General features: G+C 67.2%; 20 protein-coding genes. 12 read left to right on the forward strand and 8 right to left on the reverse strand.

Annotated elements, in window-relative coordinates:
* Positions 1-27 precede the first annotated feature (27 nt).
* The 9 genes from AAHB17_RS03885 (at position 28) to AAHB17_RS03925 (ending at position 11,101) form a co-directional block, all read left to right on the forward strand.
* Complete coding sequence (locus AAHB17_RS03885) at positions 28-675, forward strand: TetR/AcrR family transcriptional regulator (RefSeq protein WP_342129180.1); 648 nt, start codon at positions 28-30, stop codon at positions 673-675.
* Positions 676-722: 47 nt separating this feature from the next.
* Positions 723-2,519 (forward strand): acyl-CoA dehydrogenase C-terminal domain-containing protein, encoded by a 1,797-nt coding sequence (locus tag AAHB17_RS03890; protein ID WP_342129181.1) that lies wholly within the window; start codon positions 723-725, stop codon positions 2,517-2,519.
* Positions 2,520-2,548: 29 nt separating this feature from the next.
* On the forward strand, positions 2,549-2,983 hold the full coding sequence (locus AAHB17_RS03895) for a DUF2147 domain-containing protein (RefSeq protein ID WP_342129182.1): 435 nt from the start codon (positions 2,549-2,551) through the stop codon (positions 2,981-2,983).
* A gap of 130 nt (positions 2,984-3,113) precedes the next feature.
* Positions 3,114-5,513, forward strand: a complete 2,400-nt coding sequence (locus AAHB17_RS03900) for a 3-hydroxyacyl-CoA dehydrogenase NAD-binding domain-containing protein (protein ID WP_342129183.1) — start codon at positions 3,114-3,116, stop codon at positions 5,511-5,513.
* Positions 5,514-5,523: 10 nt separating this feature from the next.
* Positions 5,524-6,729 carry an acetyl-CoA C-acyltransferase gene (locus AAHB17_RS03905; RefSeq protein WP_342129184.1) on the forward strand — a complete coding sequence of 402 codons (1,206 nt, stop codon included), beginning with the start codon at positions 5,524-5,526 and terminating at the stop codon, positions 6,727-6,729.
* Positions 6,730-6,765: 36 nt separating this feature from the next.
* A complete protein-coding gene (locus AAHB17_RS03910) occupies positions 6,766-7,602 on the forward strand; it encodes an acyl-CoA thioesterase (RefSeq protein ID WP_342129185.1) in 837 nt (278 codons plus the stop codon).
* A gap of 237 nt (positions 7,603-7,839) precedes the next feature.
* Positions 7,840-8,817 carry a tripartite tricarboxylate transporter substrate binding protein gene (locus AAHB17_RS03915; RefSeq protein WP_342129186.1) on the forward strand — a complete coding sequence of 326 codons (978 nt, stop codon included), beginning with the start codon at positions 7,840-7,842 and terminating at the stop codon, positions 8,815-8,817.
* An 11-nt stretch (positions 8,818-8,828) separates the two neighbouring features.
* On the forward strand, positions 8,829-9,611 hold the full coding sequence (locus AAHB17_RS03920; protein ID WP_342129187.1) for an SDR family NAD(P)-dependent oxidoreductase: 783 nt from the start codon (positions 8,829-8,831) through the stop codon (positions 9,609-9,611).
* Positions 9,608-11,101 (forward strand): aldehyde dehydrogenase, encoded by a 1,494-nt coding sequence (locus tag AAHB17_RS03925; protein ID WP_342129188.1) that lies wholly within the window; start codon positions 9,608-9,610, stop codon positions 11,099-11,101. The genes AAHB17_RS03920 and AAHB17_RS03925 overlap by 4 nt, the downstream gene beginning before the upstream one ends.
* Here AAHB17_RS03925 and AAHB17_RS03930 read toward each other — a convergent pair.
* The 6 genes from AAHB17_RS03930 to AAHB17_RS03955 are packed head-to-tail and all read right to left on the reverse strand — an operon-like array spanning position 11,029 to position 17,675.
* The gene (locus AAHB17_RS03930) at positions 11,029-11,910 is read right to left on the reverse strand and encodes an IclR family transcriptional regulator (protein WP_342129189.1); all 882 of its coding nucleotides are present in this window, start codon (positions 11,908-11,910) and stop codon (positions 11,029-11,031) included. The genes AAHB17_RS03925 and AAHB17_RS03930 overlap by 73 nt on opposite strands.
* Positions 11,911-11,915: 5 nt before the next feature.
* Positions 11,916-13,139 (reverse strand): CaiB/BaiF CoA transferase family protein, encoded by a 1,224-nt coding sequence (locus AAHB17_RS03935; RefSeq protein WP_342129190.1) that lies wholly within the window; start codon positions 13,137-13,139, stop codon positions 11,916-11,918.
* Positions 13,140-13,149: 10 nt separating this feature from the next.
* Entirely contained in the window at positions 13,150-14,148 is a 999-nt protein-coding gene (locus AAHB17_RS03940; protein ID WP_342129191.1) for a Bug family tripartite tricarboxylate transporter substrate binding protein, read from the reverse strand.
* Positions 14,145-14,981 carry an alpha/beta fold hydrolase gene (locus AAHB17_RS03945; protein WP_342129192.1) on the reverse strand — a complete coding sequence of 279 codons (837 nt, stop codon included), beginning with the start codon at positions 14,979-14,981 and terminating at the stop codon, positions 14,145-14,147. Before AAHB17_RS03945 ends, AAHB17_RS03940 begins: the two co-directional genes overlap by 4 nt.
* Positions 14,978-16,456 carry a carotenoid oxygenase family protein gene (locus tag AAHB17_RS03950; RefSeq protein ID WP_342129193.1) on the reverse strand — a complete coding sequence of 493 codons (1,479 nt, stop codon included), beginning with the start codon at positions 16,454-16,456 and terminating at the stop codon, positions 14,978-14,980. Before AAHB17_RS03950 ends, AAHB17_RS03945 begins: the two co-directional genes overlap by 4 nt.
* A 22-nt stretch (positions 16,457-16,478) precedes the next feature.
* Positions 16,479-17,675 (reverse strand): acetyl-CoA C-acyltransferase, encoded by a 1,197-nt coding sequence (locus AAHB17_RS03955; RefSeq protein ID WP_342129194.1) that lies wholly within the window; start codon positions 17,673-17,675, stop codon positions 16,479-16,481.
* Positions 17,676-17,813: 138 nt separating this feature from the next.
* Here AAHB17_RS03955 and AAHB17_RS03960 point away from each other — a divergent pair, with 138 nt between their 5' ends.
* Positions 17,814-18,746 carry a winged helix-turn-helix transcriptional regulator gene (locus AAHB17_RS03960; RefSeq protein ID WP_342129195.1) on the forward strand — a complete coding sequence of 311 codons (933 nt, stop codon included), beginning with the start codon at positions 17,814-17,816 and terminating at the stop codon, positions 18,744-18,746.
* Position 18,747: 1 nt separating this feature from the next.
* Here AAHB17_RS03960 and AAHB17_RS03965 read toward each other — a convergent pair whose 3' ends face one another.
* Positions 18,748-19,521: a GGDEF domain-containing protein gene (locus AAHB17_RS03965; protein ID WP_342129196.1), complete on the reverse strand. Its 774-nt coding sequence runs from the start codon at positions 19,519-19,521 to the stop codon at positions 18,748-18,750.
* On the reverse strand, positions 19,518-20,621 hold the full coding sequence (locus tag AAHB17_RS03970) for an FIST signal transduction protein (RefSeq protein WP_342129197.1): 1,104 nt from the start codon (positions 20,619-20,621) through the stop codon (positions 19,518-19,520). Before AAHB17_RS03970 ends, AAHB17_RS03965 begins: the two co-directional genes overlap by 4 nt.
* Positions 20,622-20,800: 179 nt before the next feature.
* Between AAHB17_RS03970 and AAHB17_RS03975 the strand changes: the two genes are divergently transcribed.
* Entirely contained in the window at positions 20,801-20,941 is a 141-nt protein-coding gene (locus AAHB17_RS03975; protein WP_342129198.1) for a hypothetical protein, read from the forward strand.
* 14 nt (positions 20,942-20,955) lie between these two features.
* A complete protein-coding gene (locus AAHB17_RS03980) occupies positions 20,956-21,726 on the forward strand; it encodes a hypothetical protein (protein ID WP_342129199.1) in 771 nt (256 codons plus the stop codon).
* Positions 21,727-21,811: the final 85 nt, after the last annotated feature.

The following is a 21,811-nucleotide window of genomic DNA, read 5'->3' on the forward strand; positions in this document are numbered from 1 at the left end:
CGTTTTATTTTGAACAAGGTTCCATCGATGTCCGCCAGCACCGCACTCAAGTCGGCCGACGAGGCCCGCCAGCAGAAGGCCATGCACAAGGGCCAGCAGACCAAGGCGGCGATCGTGGACGCCGCGCTGGGCATGGCCACCCACGTGGGTGTCGAGGGTTTGAGCATCGGCGCCCTGGCCGAGGCCATGCACATGAGCAAATCGGGCGTGTTCGCCCATTTCGGCTCGCGCGAGGAGCTGCAGATCTCGGTGGTGCGCGAGTACCACAACCGTTTCGAGGACGAGGTGTTCAAGCCCGCGCTGAAGAAGGCCCGTGGCCTGCCACGCCTGCGTGCGCTGTTCGACAACTGGATGAAGCGCACCTCGGTCGAGATCGATTCCGGCTGCATTTACATCAGCGGCGCGGTCGAGTTCGACGACCGGCCCGGCCCGGTGCGCGACGCCCTGGTCGACACCGTGCTGACCTGGCACGGCGCCATGAAACGCGCCATCGCGCAGGCCAAACACGAAGGCCACCTGAACGCGGAGGTGGACGAGGACCAGACCCTGTTCGAGATCCACGGCCTGATCCTGGCGCTGCACTACGAGGCGCGATTCCTCAAGACACCCGAATCCATCGCCCGCGCGCACCGCGGCTTCGACCACATCCTGGCGCGCTGCGGCGCCCGGGTCTGACCCCCGTTTTCGTTTCCTTCATCTCACGAACCCCTAGGAGTCCCGCCATGCCCGTCTACAACCCGCCCCTGCGCGACATGCAGTTCGTGATGCACGAGGTGCTGAACGTCTGCGACGACTTCCGCGCCATGCCCGCGCACGCCGAGGTGGATGCCGACACCATCAACGCCGTGCTGGAAGAGGGCGGCAAGTTCGCCGCCCAGGTGGTGTTCCCGCTCAACATCGGCGGCGACACCGAAGGCTGCCAGCTCGACCAGGCCACCCACGAGGTCAAGACCCCAACCGGCTTCAAGCAGGCCTACAAGCAGTATGTCGAGGCCGGCTGGGCGGCGCTCAGCTGCGACCCGGCTTTTGGCGGCCAGGGCCTGCCGCTGGTGGTGAACCAGTGCATGTACGAAATGCTGAACTCGGCCAACCAGGCCTGGACCATGTACCCCGGCCTGACGCACGGCGCCTACGCCGCGCTGCACACCCACGGCACCGACGAACAGAAGGCCACCTACCTGCACAAGATGAGCAGCGGCGAGTGGACTGGCTCCATGTGCCTGACCGAACCCCACTGCGGCACCGACCTGGGCCTGATGCGCACCAAGGCCGAACCCCAGCCCGACGGCACCTACAGGATCACCGGCAACAAGATCTTCATCAGCGCCGGTGAACACGACATGGCCGAGAACATCATCCACCTGGTGCTGGCCCGCCTGCCCGACGCGCCGCCCGGCATCAAGGGCGTGAGCCTGTTCATCGTGCCCAAGTTCCACGTCAAGGCCGATGGCTCGCTGGGCGAGCGCAACGGCATCTACTGCGCCGGCCTGGAGCACAAGATGGGCATCCACGGCAACGCCACCGCGCAGCTGGTGCTGGAGGGTGCCGTGGGCACCCTGGTGGGTCAGCCGAACAAGGGCATGCAGGGCATGTTCGTGATGATGAACGCCGCCCGCCTGGGCGTGGGCAACCAGTCGCTGGGCCTGACCGAGGTGGCCTACCAGAATGCGCTGGCCTACGCGAAGGACCGCATCCAGATGCGCAGCCTCAGCGGCGCCAAGGACAAGAGCCAGCCGGCCGACCCCATCATCGTGCACCCCGACGTGCGCAAGATGCTGCTGACCGCCAAGGCCTATGCCGAAGGTGGCCGCGCGCTGGCGGTGTTCTGCTCGGTGCTGCTGGAGAAGGTGCACCACCACCCCGACGAGAAGGTGCGCAAGGACAGCGACGACATGCTCTCGCTGCTGACACCCATCGTGAAGGCCTTCCTGACCGACAACGCCTGGACCGCCACCACGATGTGTCAGCAGGTGTTTGGTGGCCACGGCTACATCAAGGAATGGGGCATGGAGCAGTTCGTGCGCGATGCCCGCATCAACATGATCTACGAGGGCACCAACACCATCCAGAGCCTGGACCTGCTGGGCCGCAAGGTGCTGGGCAACAACGGCGCCACGCTCAAGAAGTTCGGCCGCCTGGTGGCCGCGCTGGTGGAGGAAGAAGGCGTCAACGAGAAGATGGCCGAGTTCATCAACCCGCTGGCCGTGCTGGGCGAGCAGATCAACAAGTTCACCACCGAGATCGGCTTCAAGGGCTTGCAGAACCCCGACGAGGTGGGCGCCGCCGCGGTGGACTACCTGCGCGTGGCCGGCCACCTGGTGCTGGGCTACTTCTGGGCCCGCATGGCGCAGACCGCGCAACGCGCCATCGCCAGCGGCAACACCGACCCCTTCTACCCGGCCAAGCTGCAGACCGCGCGTTTCTACTTCGCCAAGCTCTTCCCCGAGACCGCCACGCTGATGCGCACCGCTCGCGCCGGCGCCAAGGTCCTGATGGACACCGACCTGGCGCTGGCCTGACCCGTTTTTTCAACAGAGAGGAGACCGCGATGAAGAACACCCTGACCCTCATGGCATTGAGCCTGTGCGCCGCTGGCGCGATGGCACAGATGAGCCCGGTGGGCACCTGGCACACCTTCGACGAGAAGACCAAGGAGGTCAAGTCGGAAATCGTGGTCTCTGAAACCAACGGGGCCGTGCATGGCCGCATCAGCAAGCTGCTGCGCAAGGAGGCCAAGCAGGACGCGGTGTGCGACCAGTGCACCGACGAGCGCAAGGACAAGCCCATGCTGGGCCTGGAGATCATCCGCGGCGCCAGGAAAGCCGAGGGCAAGGACGTCTGGGAAGGCGGCAAGATCCTCGACCCTGAAAACGGCAAGGAATACACCCTGCGCCTGACCCCCAACGAAGGCGGCGCCAAGCTCGATGTGCGCGGCTCCTTCGGCCCCTTTGGCCGCACCCAGACCTGGGTCCGTGTGAAGTAAACCCACCCCCGCCGCGCTGCGCGCAAGCCCCTCAAGGGGGCGTTGCCAGCAGGCCGGCGGAGCCGGTCCTGCGGCCACCCCGGCTTCTACCCGGGCACGCGCAGGAGCCCATCCTCAACGTGGAATATCTATGTCTCGATTTCAAGTGAAAAAAGTCGCCGTGCTCGGCGCGGGCGTGATGGGGGCGCAGATTGCTGCGCACCTGGTCAACGTCAAGGTGCCGGTGGTGCTGTTCGATTTGCCGGCGAAAGAAGGCCCGGCCAGCGGCATCGCGTTGCGCGCCATCGACAACCTCAAGAAGCTCAAGCCGGCGCCGCTGGGCGACGTGCGCGACGCCGAGCTGATCCAGCCCGCCAACTACGGCGAGCACATGGAGCTGCTGCGCGGCTGCGACCTCATCATCGAGGCCATCGCCGAGCGCATGGACTGGAAGACGGACCTGTACCACAAGATCGCGCCCTTCGTGAGCGAAGGCGCCATCGTCGCCTCCAACACCTCGGGCCTGTCGATCACCCAGCTCAGCGAGGCGCTGCCTGCCGCCATCCAGCCGCGTTTTTGTGGCATCCATTTCTTCAACCCGCCGCGCTACATGACGCTGGTGGAGCTGATCGCCACGCCCGGCACGCAGCCGCACATCCTCGACCAGCTCGAAGCCTTCGTCACATCGGGCCTGGGCAAGGGCGTGGTGCGCGCCAAGGACACGCCCAACTTCATCGCCAACCGCATCGGCATCGCCGGCATGTTGTCCACCATGAGGGAGGTCGAGCGCTATGGCCTGAGCTACGACGTGGTCGACGACCTGACCGGCAAACGCCTGGGCCGCGCCAGCAGCGGCACCTTCCGCACCGCCGACGTGGTGGGTCTGGACACGATGGCCCACGTGGTCAAGACGCTGCAGGACAACCTGAGCCTGGACACCGATCCGTTCTACGGCAGCTTCGGCACGCCCGAGGTGCTGCAGACCCTGATCGCCATGGGCCACCTGGGCCAGAAGGCCAAGGCCGGCTTCTTCAAGAAAGTCGGGCGCGACGTGCTGCGCTTCGACCTCGCGAGCAAGGACTACGTGGCCGCCGGCCAGAAGGCCGACGAGGTGTATGGCCGCATGCTCAAGAAGCCGGCCGGCGAGCGCCTCCGCTTGCTGCGCAACAGCGAGGGCCCGCAAGGCCAATTCCTGTGGGCCATCCTGCGCAACAGCTTTCACTACGCCGCCATCCACCTGGCGTCGATTGCCGACACCGCCCGCGACGTCGACCAGGCCATGCGCTGGGGCTTTGGCATGAAGCAGGGCCCTTTCGAGCTGTGGCAGGAGGCCGGCTGGCTTGAAGTCGCCAAGATGGTTCAGGAGGACATCGACGCCGGCAAGGCGTTGTGCCAGGCGCCACTGCCGGATTGGGTGTTCAAGGGGCCCGTGGCCGAGGCCGGCGGGGTGCACACCGCGCAAGGTTCGTGGAACCCTGCCAAGGGCGTGTTTGAAGCCCGCCGCAGCCTGCCCGTGTACCAGCGCCAGCACTTCCCCGAGCTGTTGCTGGGCGAGGCCGGCCCGCAGTTCGAGACCGCCGGCACCACCCTCGCCGAAGACGCCAGCCAGCGCACCTGGACCCTGGACGGCGACGTGCTGATCTTCAGCATCAAGACCAAGATGCACGCCATCAGCCCCGAGGTGTGCGAAGGTTTGATGGCTGCCATCGAGCTGGCCGAGACCGACTACCAGGGCCTGGTGATCTGGTCGGGCGACGAGCCCTTCAGCGCCGGTGCCGACCTGCAGGCCATGCTGCCCGCCTTCATGGCGGTGGGCGTGAGCGCGATCGAGGACGCCGAAGGCTTCATGCAGCAGACCATGCTGCGCCTGCGCTACGCCAGCGTGCCGGTGGTCAGCGCCGTGCGTGGCCTGGCTTTGGGTGGCGGCTGCGAGCTGGCGGTGCACAGCGCCCGCCGCGTGGTGCACATGGAAAGCTACATCGGCCTGGTGGAAGTGGGCGTGGGCCTGGTGCCTGGCGCCGGCGGCCTGACCTATATCGCCCGCCGCGCGGCCGAAAACGCCGAGGCCAGCACCGGCAAGGACCTGCTGCCCTTCCTGACCGAAGGCTTCTCCGCCGCCGCCATGGCCAAGGTGGGCACCAGCGCGCTCGAATCGCGCCAGCTGGGCTACGTGCTGCATTCCGACGTGATCGTGCCGCACAAGGACGAGCTGCTGTTCGTGGCGCTCAACGAAGCCAGGGCGATGTTCCTGGGTGGCTACCGCGCGCCACACAAGCGCCTGTTCCCGGTGGCCGGCCGCTCGGGCAAGGCCACCATCCTCGGCAGCCTGGTCAACATGCGCGACGGTGGCTTCATCAGCCAGCACGACTTCCACATCGCCAGCCTGATCGCGAACGTGGTGACCGGCGGCGACGTCGAGCCCGGCACCCTGGTGAGCGAGGACTACCTGATGACGCTGGAACGCCGCGCTTTCTGCGCGCTGATCGTCCACCCCAAGACCCAGGAACGCATCCTCGGGATGCTCAACACCGGCAAGCCCGTGCGCAACTGAGGACCCGACCATGAAACAGATTCAAGACGCCTACATCGTTGCCGCCACGCGCACCCCCATCGGCCGCTCGCACAAGGGCGCCTTCAAGCACCTGCGACCCGACGACCTGCTGGCCCACGCCCTGCGTTCGGCACTGGCCCAGGCCCCGGGCCTGGACCCGGCCGCCATCGAAGACGTGATCTGCGGCTGCGCCATCCCGGAAGCGCAGCAGGGCCTGAACGTGGCGCGCATCGGCGCCATCCTGGCCGGACTGCCCCACAGCGTGGGTGGCATCACCGTCAATCGCTTCTGCGCCTCGGGCCTGTCGGCGGTGCAGATGGCGGCCGACCGCATCCGCGTGGGCGAGGCCGAGGTCATGATCGCCGCCGGCGTGGAGAGCATGAGCATGGTGCCCATGATGGGCAACACGCCCAGCCTCTCACCCAGCATCTTCAGCAACACCGACGACGTCGAGAACTACGGCATCGCCTACGGCATGGGCCTGACGGCCGAGAAGGTGGCGCAGCAGTGGAAGGTCTCGCGCGACGCGCAGGACGCGTTCGCGCTGCAATCGCACCAGCGCGCCGTGATCGCGATGAAAAACGGCGAATTCAGCGCCGAGATCACACCGGTGGAGGTGACCGAGCGCAGCGTCGACCTCGACAGCGCCGAGGTCAGCACCAGCACCCGCACCATCAGCCTGGACGAAGGCGCGCGCCCCGACACCACGCTCGAAGGCCTGGCCAAGCTGCGCACCGTGTTCGCGGCGCGCGGCTCGGTCACGGCCGGCAACAGCTCGCAGACCAGCGACGGCGCGGGCGCGCTGATCCTGGCCAGCGGCGCGGCCGTGCAACGCTTCGGCCTCCAGCCGCTGGCGCGGTTTGTCGGCTACGCCTCGCGGGGTGTGCCGCCGCACATCATGGGCATTGGTCCGATCGAGGCGATTCCGGCGGCGCTCAAACACGCCGGCCTGAAGCAGGACGACATCGACTGGTTCGAACTCAACGAGGCCTTTGCCGCGCAGTCGCTGGCGGTGATGAACACCCTGGGCCTGGACCCGGCCAAGGTCAACCCCATGGGTGGTGCCATCGCCCTGGGTCACCCGCTGGGCGCCACCGGCGCCATCCGCTCGGCCACCGTGGTGCATGCCCTGAAGCGCCACAACAAGAAGTACGGCATGGTGGCCATGTGTGTGGGCATGGGGCAGGGCGCCGCGGGCATTTTCGAGCGCGTGTGACAGACCGGGGGGCCGCCTTGCTGGCACACTGGCGCCATGAGCAAGCCACTCCCCCACGCACATCCGTTTGACACCGCCCTGGCGTTGTCGCAGGACCCGTCAGGTCATTTTTCGGGCCACACCAACCAAGCCTACTGGAACATGGTCGGCCCCTTCGGCGGCATCACCGCCGCTGCCGTGCTGCGGGCCATCATGTTGCACCCGCAGCGTCTGGGCGAGCCACTGTCCCTGACCGTCAACTACGCCGGTGCGCTGACCGACGGCCCGTTCGAGCTGCAGGTCACGCCGGTGCGCACCAACCGCTCCACCCAGCACTGGACGGTCACGCTGCTGCAGAACGACGCGGACGGCGCGCCGGTGGTGTCGACCACCGCCACCGCCGTGACCGCCGCGCGGCGCGAGACCTGGAGTCTGAGCGATACGCCCATGCCGCCGGTGCCCGCGCCGCAGACGCTGGAGCGGCGCGTGATGTTCAAGGGCGTGGAGTGGCTCAACCGCTACGACATGCGCCCCATCACCGGTCCAGTGCCCCAGACCTGGGACGGTGGTGGCCACAGCAGCCTGTCGCAGCTGTGGATGCGCGACGAGCCGGCGCGCCCGCTGGACTTCTGCTCGCTGGCCGCCATGTGCGACGTGTTCTTTCCCCGCGTGTGGCTGCGCCGCGCCTCGCAGGTGCCGGCCGGCACCGTGGCCATCACTGTCTATTTCCACGCCGGCAGCCGCGAACTGGCCGCCGCCGGCACCGACTTCCTGCTGGGCCAGGCCCAGGCGCAGGAATTCCGCAACGGTTTCTTCGACCAGACCGCGCAGGTCTGGAGCCAGGCCGGCCTGATGCTGGCCACCTCGCACCAGGTGGTCTACTTCAAGGAGTGAGGCTGGCCTATTCGGGCTGGATGCCCGCCGTCTTGATGATGCGGCCCCAGCGCTCCGAGATTGTCACCGGCCGACCGGCTGCTGCGTGAAACCTGACGCGGTTGACATCGGGACCACGCTCCATGGAAACCCCGGGTTGTTCCATTGAGTGAAATGGACGACGGATTTGAATGGATGGGACCGGTATGCCCACGAAGAATGGGTGCTCCAGCGACCGCCATTCCATCAGGAGCCACCATGTATCTCACCCGACGCGCGTTGTTGTGTGCCGCCGCTTTGGCCGCAGGCGCCCACACCGCTCATGCACAAGTACCGGCCGACCGGTTTCCATCCGGACCCATCAAGCTGGTGGTCAATTTTCCCGCCGGCGGCAATGCCGATCTCATTGGTCGCGTGTATGCCCGCAAGCTCAGCGAAATGCTCAACGTCCCGGTGGTGGTGGACAACCGCGGGGGCGCTGCAGGCACCTTGGGCGCCGATGCCGTGGCGAAAGCGCCCGCCGATGGGCAGACGCTGCTGATCACGCCGTATTCGGTGTTCACCAACCGCAACCCTGCGATCCGGACCGCCTACAACGCGCTCGACGACTTCACGCCTGTCGCGCCCCTCACCGTGGCGCCCTTGGTCTTGGCCACTTCGGCCACCAGCCAGGTGACCGACATGCGCGACCTGGCCACTTTTGCCCAGGGCAAGCGCCTGTCCTATGGCACCTATGGCCCCATGACGACCACCCACATCGGGCAACACCGCATTGCCCGGCAGCTCAAGGCAATGGATGCCGTGGCCGTTGCCTACCGGGGCGAGGCGCCGATGCTGGCCGACCTGCTGGGCGGGCAAATCCAGATGGGGGTGTTGTCGCTGGCGACCGCACGTGAAAACGAGAAGGCGGGAAAAATCCGCCTTCTGGGCTTGATCAGCCCGCAACGCAGCGAGTTCATGCCGCAGCTGCCCACCCTGCGCGAGCTGGGCTTTCCAGGTGTGGACTGGACGGACGGCGTGGTCGTCTTTGCTTCATCCAAAGTCCCGGCGTCGACCCTGGTGCCACTGCAGGACAGTTCGCGCAAGGTGCTGCTGGACGACGACATGCTGCGCACCTTGCGCGCTCAACCCAACCAGCCTTGGCTGGACATGACGCCCCAGGCGCTCAAGGCCCAGATGGCGGCCGATACGGCCTTCTGGGACAAGGCACAGGCTGAAATGGGGTCCACACAATGAGCGCGCCCGCCATGTCCTCCTTGCCTTCGTTTGTGCCAGAGCCCGCTCGCCGCATGGTGGTGGTGGGCGGTTGTGGTGGCATAGGCCGCGCGCTGGTGAGCGCGGCACGTGCCCTGTCCATCGAGGTCAAGGTGATGGACACCGCCCGCGCCATCGACGCCACGCCGGCCCAGCCAGGGGTGGACCAGATCGCCTGCGATGTGTCGCAGGAAGATCAGGTTCAGGCGGCCTTTGACGCCATTGGGGCCACCTGGGGGCGCATCGATGCCCTGGTCAACCTGGCGGGCTACACCGGTGAACGCATTCCCGTGGCCGAGATGCCCACCCGCGAATGGGACGACATCGTCAACACCGACCTGCGGGGCATGTTCCTGGTCGCGCGCGCCAGTGCCCCCTGGCTCAGGGCCTCGGCACAACAGGGCATGGCCCCCGCCGTGGTCCTGGTGTCCTCGACCTTTGGCGTGATGGTGCCGCTTGTGGGCTACGCGCCCTACGCCACCTCCAAGGCCGGCGTGATCAACCTGGTGCGGGCCCTCGCCACCGAATGGGCGCCCGCCATCCGGGTCAACGGGCTGGCGCCAGGGGTGATCGAAACCCCCTTTCTGCAGGGCGGTACTGGGCGGGCGCAAAAAAAATCCGGACTGGACGTGAAGCACTTCCTCGGCGGCGTTCCCTTGCAGAGGCTGGGGCAACCCGAGGACATCGCGGCCCCGCTGCTCTACCTGCTCAGCCCGGCGGCGAGTTACCTCACGGGCCAGACCTTGCATGTCAACGGTGGGAGTCACATGGCATGAACACCCGCTACCCTTTTCCCACGACGCTCACCAGCTACATCGACGGGCAGTGGCAGCCACCCGGTGCCACCCTGCTGCCGGTGATCAACCCAGCCACCGGACAGACCATTGCCCAGGTGGCCCAGGCCGACGCCCAGGAGACCGCACAGGCCGTTGAAGCCGCGCGTCTGGCCCATGAACGTGGGCAGTGGGCCGGCCTGGCCACCGCAGACCGGCAGGCGGTGTTTCGCCACATCGCCGAGCTGGCGCGGCGCCACGGCGAGGAGCTGGCGTGGCTGGAGACGCTGAACAGCGGCCTGCCGCTGCGCTACGTGACCCACGGACAGATGCCCCGGGTGGCCCGCAATTTCGAGTTCTTCGCCGACTGGATGTCCCAGAACGTGGAGAAGGCCGGTACCCAGGACGCTGCCTACTTGCGCTATGTGGTCCGCGAGCCCGCGGGGGTGGCGGCGCTGATCTCGCCCTGGAACGCGCCGCTGGCGCTGGCGTCCACCAAAATCGCGGCCGCGCTGGCGTTTGGCAACACCTGTGTCGTCAAAACCGCCGAGACGACGCCATTGGCCGTGTCCCGGTTCATGGAGCTGTTGACACAAGCCGGGGTGCCGGCGGGCGTGGTCAACCTGGTCCATGGCAGCGGCGCCGTCACGGGTGACGCCCTGGTTCGCCACCCGGCCGTGCGTGTGGTGTCGTTCACCGGGGGCACGGAAACAGGCCGGGCGATTGCCACGGCCGCCGGCCCCGGCCTCAAACGGGTGGATCTGGAACTGGGTGGCAAGTCCGCCAACATCGTGACCGCTTCCGCCGACCTTGACCTCGCCCTGGACGGCGCGCTGGCCGGCATCTACTCCAACAACGGCCAGCAGTGTTTCGCCGGCTCGCGCATCCTGCTGCAGCGGGGCATCGCCGACCAGTTCGTCAGCCGCTTCGTGGCGCGGGCCCGGCGCATCCGGGTGGGCGACCCGATGGACGCGCGCACCGACATCGGCCCCTTGGCCAACGCTGCCCATCACCGGCGGGTGAGTGCCCACGTGGCCGCCGCGGTGGCCGACGGCGCCGAACTGCTCACCGGCGGTGGGTGCCCTGCCGGTTGCGAGGCCGGCTACTTCATCGAGCCGACCGCCGTGCTCGTGCCCCACAACCAGTTGCGGGTCTGCCAAGAGGAGATATTTGGCCCGGTGGCGGCCATTCAGGTGTTTGACGACTTCGACCAGGCGATCGCCCTTGCCAACGATTCCGCGTTCGGCCTGGTGTCCTACCTGTGGACGCAGAACCTCAACCAAGCCATGGCAGGCGCGCAGCGGCTGCAGGCCGGCGTGGTGTTGACCAACACCACGATGACACTGGACACACGTTTCCCCTTCGGTGGTTACAAGCAGTCGGGCGTGGGGCGCGAAGGCATCGACGGCATGCGCCACTTCTACACCGAGGAAAAAACAGTGACGGTGGCCTTGCGCCCGCCACCGATGGAGCGTTTGGGTGCGGGTGGCTGAAGGCTCAGTTCACGCTCGATGGCCTGAACCATCGAGCGCAGCGCCTGCCCGGCGCGCAACAGCTGCTGCGCGATGCCGTGTTGATTGGACGTGGTGGCGCAGTTGAAGGCAATCCGCCCGTGCGCCCCCGGCAACAACACCGACGCACCCACCCCGCTCACGCTGTCTTCGCACGAGCGCACGCGGACCACAAAACCGTCGCGCTGGTATTCGGTGATGGCCCGCTCGATACGATCCCGGACGGCGGGCCAGCCCACACCGTAGGCGCTGCGCAACTGCTGCAGGAGGGCGATGCGTTCGACCGGCTGGGCATGGGACAGGTAGGCCAGGCCCAGGGCCGTTTCGGCCATGGGCACGACCGAGCCGACCGATGTCGTGCCGACACGCGGGCCAGCGCCACGTGCGGCGTCGAGAAACACCATGCCGAGGCGGTCACGCGCGGCCATGCCGACCGTCATGCCTGTGCTGGCCGCCAGTGCCAGCATGTGCGGCTTGGCCACCACCAACAGGCCCGAGTGGTGTTGCACACAAGCCCCCAGCGCCAGCAGGCGCCCGCCCATCGCGTACTTGCGTGTGCGCTCGTCCAGACGGAGGTAGCCCAGGGCCAGCAGCGTCGCGCACAAACGCGACACGGTGGCTTTGCTCAGGCCGGTGCGCGAGGCGATGTCCAGGTTGCCCAGCAGCTCGCCGTACGCAAACACGGCCAGGACATCCAGCCCTCTGGCAAGCGTGGTGACCAGACGCTGCGACCCCAGGTCGCTGCGGTCAAGGTTGTCGACGCTGGAGATGTCGCTCGGCGACGCGGGCATGGTGGTCAGGGCAGCACGCGGACCGCACCCCTTTGCTGCAGCGCCTGCACCTGAGTCGCCGATTTGCCCAGCAAGTTGTGCAAGACCTGCGCGGTGTGTTGGCCCAGCATGGGCGGCGCCACATACGCCACGGGCGCCTGAGGCAGGCGCAGCGGGCTGCGCAGCGTGGGCACCTCCTGGCCGCTGCCATGGGGCAGGCTGAGGTGCAGGTCGCGGTGCCGGACCTGCGGGTCTTCAAAGACCTGACGCATGTCGTTGATGGCGGCACAGGGCACGGTGCGAGCCGACAGCCTATCGATCCACTCGGCCACCGGCCGGGTGAGGGTGACGGCTTCCAGGTGCTCGTGCAGCGCCTGGCGGTGGGCCAGCCGATCGATGTTGGTGGCGAAGCGCGGGTCGGTCAGCAGCTCGACGGGCAGCTCCAACACCTCCAGCAGCGCGGCGAACTGCCCGTTGTTGCCCGCCGACATCGAGAAAAATCCATCGCTGGCGCGGAAGACCTCGGACGGTGCGGTGATCGGGTTGTTGTTGCCCTGGCGTTGTGGCACCTCGCCCGTCATCAGGTAGCCCAGGGCCAGGTGGCCCATGATGGCGGTGGTCGCGTCCACCATGGCCATGTCGATGAACTGGCCCGCGCCGCTGCTGCGGCGGTGCATCAGCGCGGCGAGGATGGCAATCGCCGCATACAGCCCAGTGAAGATGTCGGCCACCGGCACGCCCGCGCGCATGGGTCCACCACCGGGCTGGTCATCGGGTTGTCCGCAGGTGCTCATGAGTCCGCACATCGCCTGCAGGACGGAGTCGTAGGCGGGGCGGCTCGCGTACGGACCGTCCTGACCAAAACCCGTGACGCTGCAATAGATCAGTCCCGGGTGTCGGGCGCACAGGGTGGCGTGATCGAGCCCGTAGCGCTTGAGATCGCCGACCTTGAAGTTCTCGACCACCACGTCGCATTGCGCCACCAACTCGTGCATCAGTGCCTGTCCATCGGGGTGGCTGATGTCCACCGCCATGGACTGTTTGCCGCGGTTGGTCCCCATGAAAAAGGCCGAGTCGCCCCGGCTGGCGGGACCGACAAACGGCCCCACGCGGCGGGTGTCGTCGCCGCCTTCAGGTTTCTCGATCTTGATCACTTCCGCGCCAAGGTCGGCCAGTGTCTGGGTGCACCATGGACCCGCCACCACACGGGTGAGGTCCAGCACCCGGATTCCATCCAGTACGCCTGCCATGTGTCGCTCCTCAGCCGATCTGCACGCGGCCAGATCTCAGCAAAACGCGGTACCCGGTCATGTCCTGCACGATCGCGTCGCGCATCTGCTGAGGACTGCCCACGACCACTCGGTAGCCCAGTTTGTTCAAGGCGGAAGCCGCTTCGGGTGAGCGCAGGGCGTTGCTCAGGGCGCGTTGCAGGCGGTCCACCACGTCAGACGGCGTGCCTGCCGCGGCGGAAAATCCCAGCCAGGGTTCGTAGCTGTATTGGGCCAGTTGCAGAACGCCTGAACGGTTGGCGGGCTTGACCTGTGGCAGCACGTCCCAGGTGTCCTGCGAGGTCGTGGCCAGCGCCACCAGCTTGCCAGCTTCGATGTGCGGTTTCGCGGCCCCTGACACCATCATCACCTGCACCTGGTTGCCCAGCAAAGCAGTGACACCTTCGCTCTCGCCCTTGTAGGGCACGTGGGTGAGCTGGATGTCCAGTCGGCGGAAAAAGTCCTCCTGCGCCAGGTGGGATGAGCTGTTGGTGCCAAAACTGGCGTAGTTCAGCACGCCCGGACCGGCCTTGGCGCGGGCGATCAGTTGCTGCAGCGACTGGATGCCCAGCGACGGATGGACACACCACACCGCCGGGGTGCGAACCGCCAGTGTCAAGGGGGCGAAGTCCTCGGGGGATTGGTAGCCCACGTTGGGGTCGAACACTGGCAGCGCCGAGAGTGCCGTGACGGAGGTGACCGCAATGGTGTGGCCGTCGCGCGGTGCGCGCAGCAGGGTCTGGACGCCGATCTTGCCTGCCGCGCCCGGCTTGTTGTCGACGGTCACTGTCGTCCCGAGTTCCTTGGACATGGACTGGGTGACGACGCGGGCCAGCGTGTCTGCCGGGCCGCCAGGGGCGTTGGGCGCGATGATGCTGATGTTGCGTGTCGGCCAGGGCGCCTGTGCGCGTGCGCTGGACCAGAGTGGCAGCGAGCTGCCAGCGAGCGCGAGTTGCAGGACGCGACGGCGGCCGATGCGTGGGGGGGTCATGACGGGTCTCCTTGAGGTGCAATGGGGGCGGCAAAGCCGTTGTTCTGCAGGAAATCGAGCAACACGGCGTTGAACCGGGTGGGGTTCTCCGCCCATCCGAAGTGGCCCAGTCCGTCCAGCGAGGCGAATTGCGCCTGAGGCATCTTGGTGGCCATTTTCTGCATCACTTCGGCGGGGGCGGTGCGGTCCAGCGCACCCGCCACGCAGAGGGCGGGTACGTTCATGGTGGGCAGCAGCGCCCGGCCTTCGTAGGTCGCGATCGCCGCCACCGCCGCGCGAAAGGTTTCTTCACGCATCTGGCTCACGGTCGCGATCAGCAGGTCCACCACGGTGCCACCGCTGCCTGGTGCCATCATGTGACGCAACATCTCTGGTGCGTAGTCGGGAATGCTGCGACCCGCATCCAGCGGCGCCACGCGCTGGCGAACGAATTCCCGCTGCCAATCGCCATCCGACTGACCGAAGGCCGCGCTCGTGGCCGACAGGACGTAACCTTGAATCAAGGGCGCCGCATAGGCCCATGCGCGCTGGGCGATCATTCCGCCCATGCTGTGGCCCATCACGACGTTGCGGACACCGCCTTCGCGCTGCAACAAGGTCGCCAGCGCCTGCGCGCAGTGGTCGATGCCGAAACCATCGGGCAACACCGACAGACCGTAGCCGGGCGCATCCCAGGCGACCACGCGGTAGCCGTGGCGGACCAGCGCCTCGACCTGTGCGCGCCAGTATTCCTTGGCACCAAAAGCCCCGTGCAACAGGAAAACCGTGGTGCCGTTGGGCTGGCCATGGGCTTGGGTGACCGCGTGGTCGGGCAGGGGGACGCTGAAGCTCATTGCACACCTCCGGCGTCCGACATGGGCATCCAGTAAGCGTGTGCACCCAACGGGATGTAGCCAGGCAGAACGACGCGGCAGACCGGACCGCGCGTGATGTCCTTGGCATCGAGCACCACACATTCGGCGCGCCGGTTCACGGTATCGGTCATGTAGGTGATCAGGTAGCCATCGTCCTCGTCCTTGGCGCCCAGCCGCGGCGCGAACGGTGCTTCGCTCACATAACATCCCGCCGGTGCACGCCAGCTCTGCGTGGCACCGGTCTTGAGGTCGTATTTCTTGAGTCCATCAAGGTGCCAGAAGCCCGGCACCATGTGGGCGTTGTACGAATACCGGTTGGGGCGGCCCTTGTAGCGACCGTTGACCATGGGGAACTCGGTGACCTCGTCGTCCAGGTCTTCCTCGTGGGTCTGGCCCGTCTTGAGGTTGAAGCGCCAGCGGTGCATGCGGGTCTCCTGCTTGTGCATGTCCAGCAGGGCGAGCATGCGCGCATACCCTTCCTTCGGGTAAGCGCTCAAGTCGGGTACCGGGTTGGTCTGGATGCAGCCTTCCATCACGATCTCGTCGCCGAGCTCGTAGCTGTTGGACAGGTGCAGGATGTAGCAGGGTTGCCCCTCGAACCAGCGCACGTCGCGGTTGCTGCCCAGGCGTGGGATGATGCCGAAGCGGGCCGGCACGTCGCGGTGGAATTTCAGACGGTGCTGCCCCTTGGCCAGGCTTTGCTGGTCAAAGAACATTGGCAGGTCGTGCAGGATGCAATGGTGTTCGGTCATGCCCATGTCGTGGGGCCAGCGTGGCCCTGGCAGGTCGATGGGCTCGTAGTGCACCAGCTCGTTGGCGGCGTTCACCACACCGTAGTTGAACAGCGGCGCCTTCTCGTGGTAGTTGAAGAACATCATCTCGCCGCTGTGTTCATCGACCTGGAAATGGGAGGAAATGCCGCGGTCGCCCAAGGCGTGGGCCCAGGCGGGGTCCGGCCCAAGGGTTTCCAGGGTAAAGGGGTCCAGGCGGTAGGGCTCGCTGCATTGGCTCATCGCCACGATGGCCTTGCCCGCGTGCACGATGATGTCGGTGCCCGCGTTGTCCTTCATCGCCCCGATCGAGCCCCAGCCCCGGCGGGTCGCGCGGCGGGGCTCGATGATGCCGGGCCACAGCGAAGCACCGGCCGCCTGTTCGGCGAGGAAACCAGTGGTGCGCACCCAGCGGTTGCGGTAGCTGAAACGGCCGTCTTCGAAACGCGCCGCGTGCACCATGCCGTCACCGTCGAATGGGTGGTATTTGCCCATGGGTGCGTGGACCTGGTTGTGGCCGTTGCGCATGTAGACGCCGTGGAGGTCGCGCGGGATCTCGCCGATGACCTGCAGGTCGGCGCCGTCGGCCGTCCATTCGGTGTCCGTGGGTTCCCAGGCGCCGTTCAGGTAGGGGTTGTCGGACGGCAGACAGGTGCGTTGAGCGCGGCTGTGGATGTCGATCATGGATGTGCCTCGTAGGGGATGTTCAATGGGGGATGCGTTCGATGACGCTGGCGGTGGCGACGCCCGCGGCGCCCGCGATGGCAACAACGCCGTAACGCAGATCGCAGCGGTCCATCTCGTCGAGCAGGCAGCTCACCAGCATGGCGCCTGTCGCGCCCATGGGGTGGCCCAGTGCGATGGCGCTGCCGTTGACGTTGAAGCGCTCCAGCGGTACGTCCAGGGCCTGCATGTAATGCAGCGTGATCGCCGCGAAGGAATCGCGCACTTCCCACAGATCGATGTCACGTGTGCCCAGTCCGGCCTGGGCCAGGGCTCGGCGTGTGGCGTCGACAGCGCCTGTCTGGGTCAGGGCCACACAGGCGTCGGCCATGGCCAGAATGCGTGCACGCGGCCGCAGGCCGGCGCGGGCCGCGGCGCTGGCGGAGCCCAGCAGCACGGCGGCGGCACCGTCGGCCATGCAGGGTGCGTTGCCGGCCGTGTGCACATGCTGGATCTGCCCCAGCCCCGGCTCTCTGGCCAGCCCCCACGCATCCAGTCCGCCGGCGCCGGCCTCGTAGACCGGCTTCAGCGTCGCCAGGCGTTCCGCCGTGCTGCTCTCGCGCGGGGTTTCGTCTCGTGCCAGCAACAAGCCACCGTCGGCGCCGTGCACCGGGCACAACGAGGGCATGGGCAGGTTGCGTCCCGCGGCCACGGCGCGCTGTTGCGACAACGCAGCGTAGCGGTCGCAGGCTTCGCGCGTGATGCCATGCCGCGTGGCCACCAGGTCTGAGGTCCAGGGAGGCGGCATGAAACCCACCGAATGGGCCAGCGCCTTGTCCGAGTAATGGGGAGCCTCGTCGCCAAACATGGGCACCCGCGACATCGTCTCGACACCTCCGCCCAGTGTCAATGCGTCCATCTGCTGCGCCTGCAGCGCGGCCCAGTGCACGGCACTCAGACCCGAGGCGCAATAGCGGTTGATCGTCACCGCCGACATCCTGGCGCTCCAGCCACCGAGCAAGCTTGCGACCTTGCCGACGTTGCCGCCTTGTTCGCCGGTCTGCGTGACACAGCCGAACACGGCGTCGATCACCTGATCGGGATCCACGTCGACCTGTTCCTTCAGGGTCCGCAGGTGGCTGCCAAGCAACTGCGCGGCGGGCAGCCTGTGCAAGGCCCCGCTGGGTTTGGCGGCGCCGCGTGGCGTGCGCAGCGCCTCGATAATGACCGGATGATCCATGCGTCTCCTTGTGAATGATGGAGGCAATCGCCTTGGTTAAACTACTTTAGACAGACCAATTGTGGGTGTTCACGCCCAGATCCGCATTGGAATAACTACTATAGACAGACAATGTCATCTGTGTTAACTCATGTGCCCATGACGATCGCTGCGCCACCGACACTGAATGCCAGCGGGGCTTCACGTGCCATCGAAGTTCTGGGCGATGCCTGGGTGTTGCGCATCCTGCGCACCAGCTTCCGGGGCGAGCGCCGTTTCAGCGACTACATGCGTGCGCTGGGCGTGTCGCGGGCCGTCCTGAGCGAACGCCTGGAGCGCATGTGCCACGACCTGTTGTTGGAAAAGGTGGAGCACCTGGGTGGCCACCCCGAATATCGGCTGACGGACAGAGGCCTCGACCTGTGGGGTGTGCTGATCGCCATGTGGCAGTGGGAGCGGCATTGGGGGACCGGTGTCGACGACCAGGCGCCGGTCCACGACCGACCGCGCAGCCGTCTGGTTCATCTGGGCTGCGGCAAGGCCATTGACCCTGTCTATGCCTGTGGACATTGCCGCGAGCCGGTCACGCCGTTTGACACCTTCGCGGCGGTGTCAATCGAGGCGGTGCCCGCCGACGCCGATGCAGCGTCACGGTCAGCCCGCAAACGCTACCGCAAATCGCGCAGCGACGATCGTGGCAGCCTGCCCACGCTCATGCGGGCCTATGGAGATCGCTGGAACAGCGCCTTGATTGCTGCCGCCCTTCAAGGCAAGCGGACGTTCTCTGAACTCTCTGAGGCCACGGGTATCTGGCCAGCCCCATTGAGCGACCGGCTTGAGGAGCTGCAGGCGATGGGGTTGATGCGGGCGAAGTCCTATGCCGGGTCGCGCCAGGAATACCGGCTCACCCGGGCCGCCATCGCCACCTATCCGATCACGGTTGAACTTCTCCAGTGGGGGGACCGTTGGTTGTGGGAGAACCGGCCGCCCATGCGGATCACACACCGCACTTGTGGCCATGCGTTGCACGCCCACTGGCTGTGCCCGGAATGCGGCGAAGCCTTGTCCCGGACCAGCGTCAAAATCGAGTAAGTCAGGCGGATGGGGGCGCGAAGCTGCTCACCCGGTTGCGGCCGTCTCTCTTGGCTTGGTACAGGGCCTGGTCCGCGCACACCAGCCAGTGGTCCGGGTGCTGGAAGTCCGTGCTGGTTTCGGCCACGCCGATGCTGATGGTGAAGCGGATGTGGCCGTGGTCCGTTTCGATGTCCAGGGCCTCGATTTTTTTCCGCAGGCTTTCCGCGTAGGCGCTCGCGCCTGGCTGGCGCGTGTCGGGCAGGATGATGGAAAACTCTTCGCCACCGTAGCGTGCGCAGACGTCGGTCTGCCGGGAGTGTTCACGCAAGGTCTGGGCGACCCGGCAGATCACCTGGTCGCCGGCCGGGTGGCCGTAGCGGTCGTTGATGGCCTTGAAGTGGTCGATGTCCATGATCAGCAGGGACGCATCCGCGCCCGAGCGCCTGTGGCGTTCAAACGCTTCTTGCAGGCGTTCCTGCCAATGGCCCCGGTTCCACAGCTGGGTCAGCCGGTCCGTGCGGCTCAGGAGCAGCAGCTTGTTCTGGGCCTCCTCCAGCTCCTCCGAGCTGAGCTGCAGGCTGCGTTCGCGCAGCGCCAGGTCACGCTCATGGTGGTCGTAGCTCGCGCTGATCCGTTGCAGCAATTCATCGAGGCCGTTCAGGAGCCTGGCGGAGCCCGGCGACAGGCCGCCGGTGCCGGACAACGCCTGCAGCTCGGCCAGGGCCTGTGTGGTGTCGGCCTCGTCGCCCAGGCGGGCCACGCGGCGGAGCTGTTGCCGCAGCAGGCGGTTCATGGGGCCGCATCCTCGCTCAGCAGCACGATGCTCATGGTCTGGTTGTGCAGCTTGCAAGCGGCTTGTCCGTCCAGGGTGCCGATCTCGCCATTCGAGTAGAAGCCGGCGACCCCGACCTCGTCGCCCAGCTGGTCGACCACCGCCAGCACCTCCTCGTCGATGCGCGCGCCCATGACCAGCTTGCGGCCCACGCAGCTCACGCACAGGGCCAGTGCCGGCCGCCCGCCATGCTGGGCCAGGCTGTCGGCGGCGGCACGCTCCGCGCCGGCGGTGAGCGCGTCGGGGCTGGCGTGCATCAGGCGCATGTAGCGCCCCTCGTTGACCGACCCGGCGAGCTGGATGCTCTGGTGCTGTTCGTCGACGCCGAGGATGGTCCGCAGGATGCCGGTCGACTGTCCCTGGCTGTCCAGGATCTCGAGCGGGAACAGCAGGCCCGCCGCCGGCAGGTCGCGCGCGTATTCGCCCAGGTACTTCTTGTAGAGCGCCAGCGCCGGCTGGTCGTCCAGGGTGTAGAGCAGGCTGTCCTGGCAGCGCGTGACCTTGCGCGTGGGGCCGAAGGCCTTCCAGCCGCCACGGCTGGACGCGCCCAGGCGCAGCTGGGGCCCATACAGCCCGAGCACCACCACGCGGTCGGTGCCCAGCCCATCGGGGCCCAGCACATGGGTGGTCTCGAAGTGGCCGTTGTCGCTGGCCAGGCCGCCCGCGATCAGGGTGCCGTGTGGCAATCGGGCGGTGAGGCCTTCCACCAGCGCGCTGCCATCGATGCCCACGCCGGGCGCCAACACCAGGACGGCACGCAGCCCGGCGGGTGGCAAGGCATGGGCCAGGCGCTGCCCGGCCGCCATGGAATCGGCCAGGCCGCCGAGCGCGGTTTCGGCCAACTGAACGTGGGTGGTGCCGGCCTCGAACCGGAGGGCCGTGAGCACCCAGGAGGCGTCGTGCACGCCATCGGCACGGATGTCACCCGAGCTGGAACAACCCAGCAAGACGGCGTCCGGGACGCTGCGCCGCAGGTCGGCCAGGAAGGGCGGTCGTGCCAGCGGCTCCCGGCCCCAGAAGGCCAGCACCACATGGGGTGCGGCAGCAGTGAGTGCCGCCATCTGGTCCGACGCCAAGGACCCGTCCCCACCAACGAATTGGACAACACGCACGCCGAGCCTCCCTGTGAGCTTGTTATGGTGCAAGTCCGGCTGCGGCCCGCCGGCTTGCTTGTGACCGTATGGTGCCATCGCAGGCCCGCCTGTCAAGCCAAGCGCCCGGCACGCCTTACCATCGGCGCATGAAAACAAGCTACATCCTCGGCGCCATCCTGGTCTGCAGCCTCCTCGGCGCGGTGGTGTCCGGTCGATCGGTCAAGACCGCCTGCCTGCTGTTGTCCGGGGCGCTGTCCCTCTACGGCCTCGCCCGCATGCTGGCTTGAGTGGGGCACCGCACATGAACCGACTGCAAGCCGAACTGCGGCGCCTGTACCTGCCCGACCCGTCCACGGCGTCGGCGTCGGCGCCGGCGCCGCACATCCCCTGGGTGATCGGTGCCGACGGCCAGGTGCGGGCCATGGTGCTGGGGCTGGCGCGACCCGCCGACTGGGGTGGCTTGGCCACCGTGTGGCAGGGCGTTCAGGCCGACCTGGAACTGCCGGCCCCCGCGATCGCGGTGACCGGTGTCGATGGCTACCAGCTCTGGTTCTCGCTCGCGGTGCCGGTGCCGGCGGCACAGGCCTTCGGCTTCCTCGATGCCCTGCGCCGGCGTTATCTGGGCCAGGTGAAGCCGCAGCGCCTGACGCTGGTGCCGGGCGAGGGCGGGCCGCAGGACACACAGGCCCTGCCCGTGCCCGGGCTGCAGGAGGCCGGTGGCCAGTGGTCGGCTTTTGTGGCGCCAGACCTCGCGTCGCTGTTCGCAGACGAACCCTGGCTGGACCTCGAACCCAGTCCGGATGCCCAGGCGGACCTGCTGTCGTCGCTCAAGAGCGTCAAGCCGGCCGAGTTCGAACGTGCCCTGGAGCGGCTCGCGCCCACCGCGGCGGCCGACGACGAGCGCCCGGGCCCGGCCGGCGTGGCCCACGGCGGTGTGCCCGGCGGCCCGCTGTCGGCGCCCGAGCGTTTTTTGCTGGAGGTCATGAACGACCCCGGCGTGGCGCTGCCGTTGCGCATCGAGGCCGCCAAGGCCTTGTTGCCCCACCTCGGGCCGGCCGCGCGATCCATCTGATCCGCTTGTTTTTCAAACCATCTGGTGATTACCCACCAGATGGTTTGTGGCGACCATCGTGGCATGCCCGTTCCCACGTTGCGCC

This window comes from Hydrogenophaga sp. OTU3427 (assembly GCF_038440225.1).
In the GTDB taxonomy this organism is placed as follows: domain Bacteria; phylum Pseudomonadota; class Gammaproteobacteria; order Burkholderiales; family Burkholderiaceae_C; genus Hydrogenophaga.

What these genes read in the sequence shown, in the direction of transcription:
- AAHB17_RS03885 (WP_342129180.1), top strand. Translation starts at nt 28, where the DNA reads ATGTCCGCCAGCACCGCACTCAAGTCGGCCGACGAGGCCCGCCAGCAG.
- AAHB17_RS03890 (WP_342129181.1), top strand. Translation starts at nt 723, where the DNA reads ATGCCCGTCTACAACCCGCCCCTGCGCGACATGCAGTTCGTGATGCAC.
- AAHB17_RS03895 (WP_342129182.1), top strand. Translation starts at nt 2,549, where the DNA reads ATGAAGAACACCCTGACCCTCATGGCATTGAGCCTGTGCGCCGCTGGC.
- AAHB17_RS03900 (WP_342129183.1), top strand. Translation starts at nt 3,114, where the DNA reads ATGTCTCGATTTCAAGTGAAAAAAGTCGCCGTGCTCGGCGCGGGCGTG.
- AAHB17_RS03905 (WP_342129184.1), top strand. Translation starts at nt 5,524, where the DNA reads ATGAAACAGATTCAAGACGCCTACATCGTTGCCGCCACGCGCACCCCC.
- AAHB17_RS03910 (WP_342129185.1), top strand. Translation starts at nt 6,766, where the DNA reads ATGAGCAAGCCACTCCCCCACGCACATCCGTTTGACACCGCCCTGGCG.
- AAHB17_RS03915 (WP_342129186.1), top strand. Translation starts at nt 7,840, where the DNA reads ATGTATCTCACCCGACGCGCGTTGTTGTGTGCCGCCGCTTTGGCCGCA.
- AAHB17_RS03920 (WP_342129187.1), top strand. Translation starts at nt 8,829, where the DNA reads ATGTCCTCCTTGCCTTCGTTTGTGCCAGAGCCCGCTCGCCGCATGGTG.
- AAHB17_RS03925 (WP_342129188.1), top strand. Translation starts at nt 9,608, where the DNA reads ATGAACACCCGCTACCCTTTTCCCACGACGCTCACCAGCTACATCGAC.
- AAHB17_RS03930 (WP_342129189.1), bottom strand. Translation starts at nt 11,910, where the DNA reads ATGCCCGCGTCGCCGAGCGACATCTCCAGCGTCGACAACCTTGACCGC.
- AAHB17_RS03935 (WP_342129190.1), bottom strand. Translation starts at nt 13,139, where the DNA reads ATGGCAGGCGTACTGGATGGAATCCGGGTGCTGGACCTCACCCGTGTG.
- AAHB17_RS03940 (WP_342129191.1), bottom strand. Translation starts at nt 14,148, where the DNA reads ATGACCCCCCCACGCATCGGCCGCCGTCGCGTCCTGCAACTCGCGCTC.
- AAHB17_RS03945 (WP_342129192.1), bottom strand. Translation starts at nt 14,981, where the DNA reads ATGAGCTTCAGCGTCCCCCTGCCCGACCACGCGGTCACCCAAGCCCAT.
- AAHB17_RS03950 (WP_342129193.1), bottom strand. Translation starts at nt 16,456, where the DNA reads ATGATCGACATCCACAGCCGCGCTCAACGCACCTGTCTGCCGTCCGAC.
- AAHB17_RS03955 (WP_342129194.1), bottom strand. Translation starts at nt 17,675, where the DNA reads ATGGATCATCCGGTCATTATCGAGGCGCTGCGCACGCCACGCGGCGCC.
- AAHB17_RS03960 (WP_342129195.1), top strand. Translation starts at nt 17,814, where the DNA reads ATGACGATCGCTGCGCCACCGACACTGAATGCCAGCGGGGCTTCACGT.
- AAHB17_RS03965 (WP_342129196.1), bottom strand. Translation starts at nt 19,521, where the DNA reads ATGAACCGCCTGCTGCGGCAACAGCTCCGCCGCGTGGCCCGCCTGGGC.
- AAHB17_RS03970 (WP_342129197.1), bottom strand. Translation starts at nt 20,621, where the DNA reads ATGGCGGCACTCACTGCTGCCGCACCCCATGTGGTGCTGGCCTTCTGG.
- AAHB17_RS03975 (WP_342129198.1), top strand. Translation starts at nt 20,801, where the DNA reads ATGAAAACAAGCTACATCCTCGGCGCCATCCTGGTCTGCAGCCTCCTC.
- AAHB17_RS03980 (WP_342129199.1), top strand. Translation starts at nt 20,956, where the DNA reads ATGAACCGACTGCAAGCCGAACTGCGGCGCCTGTACCTGCCCGACCCG.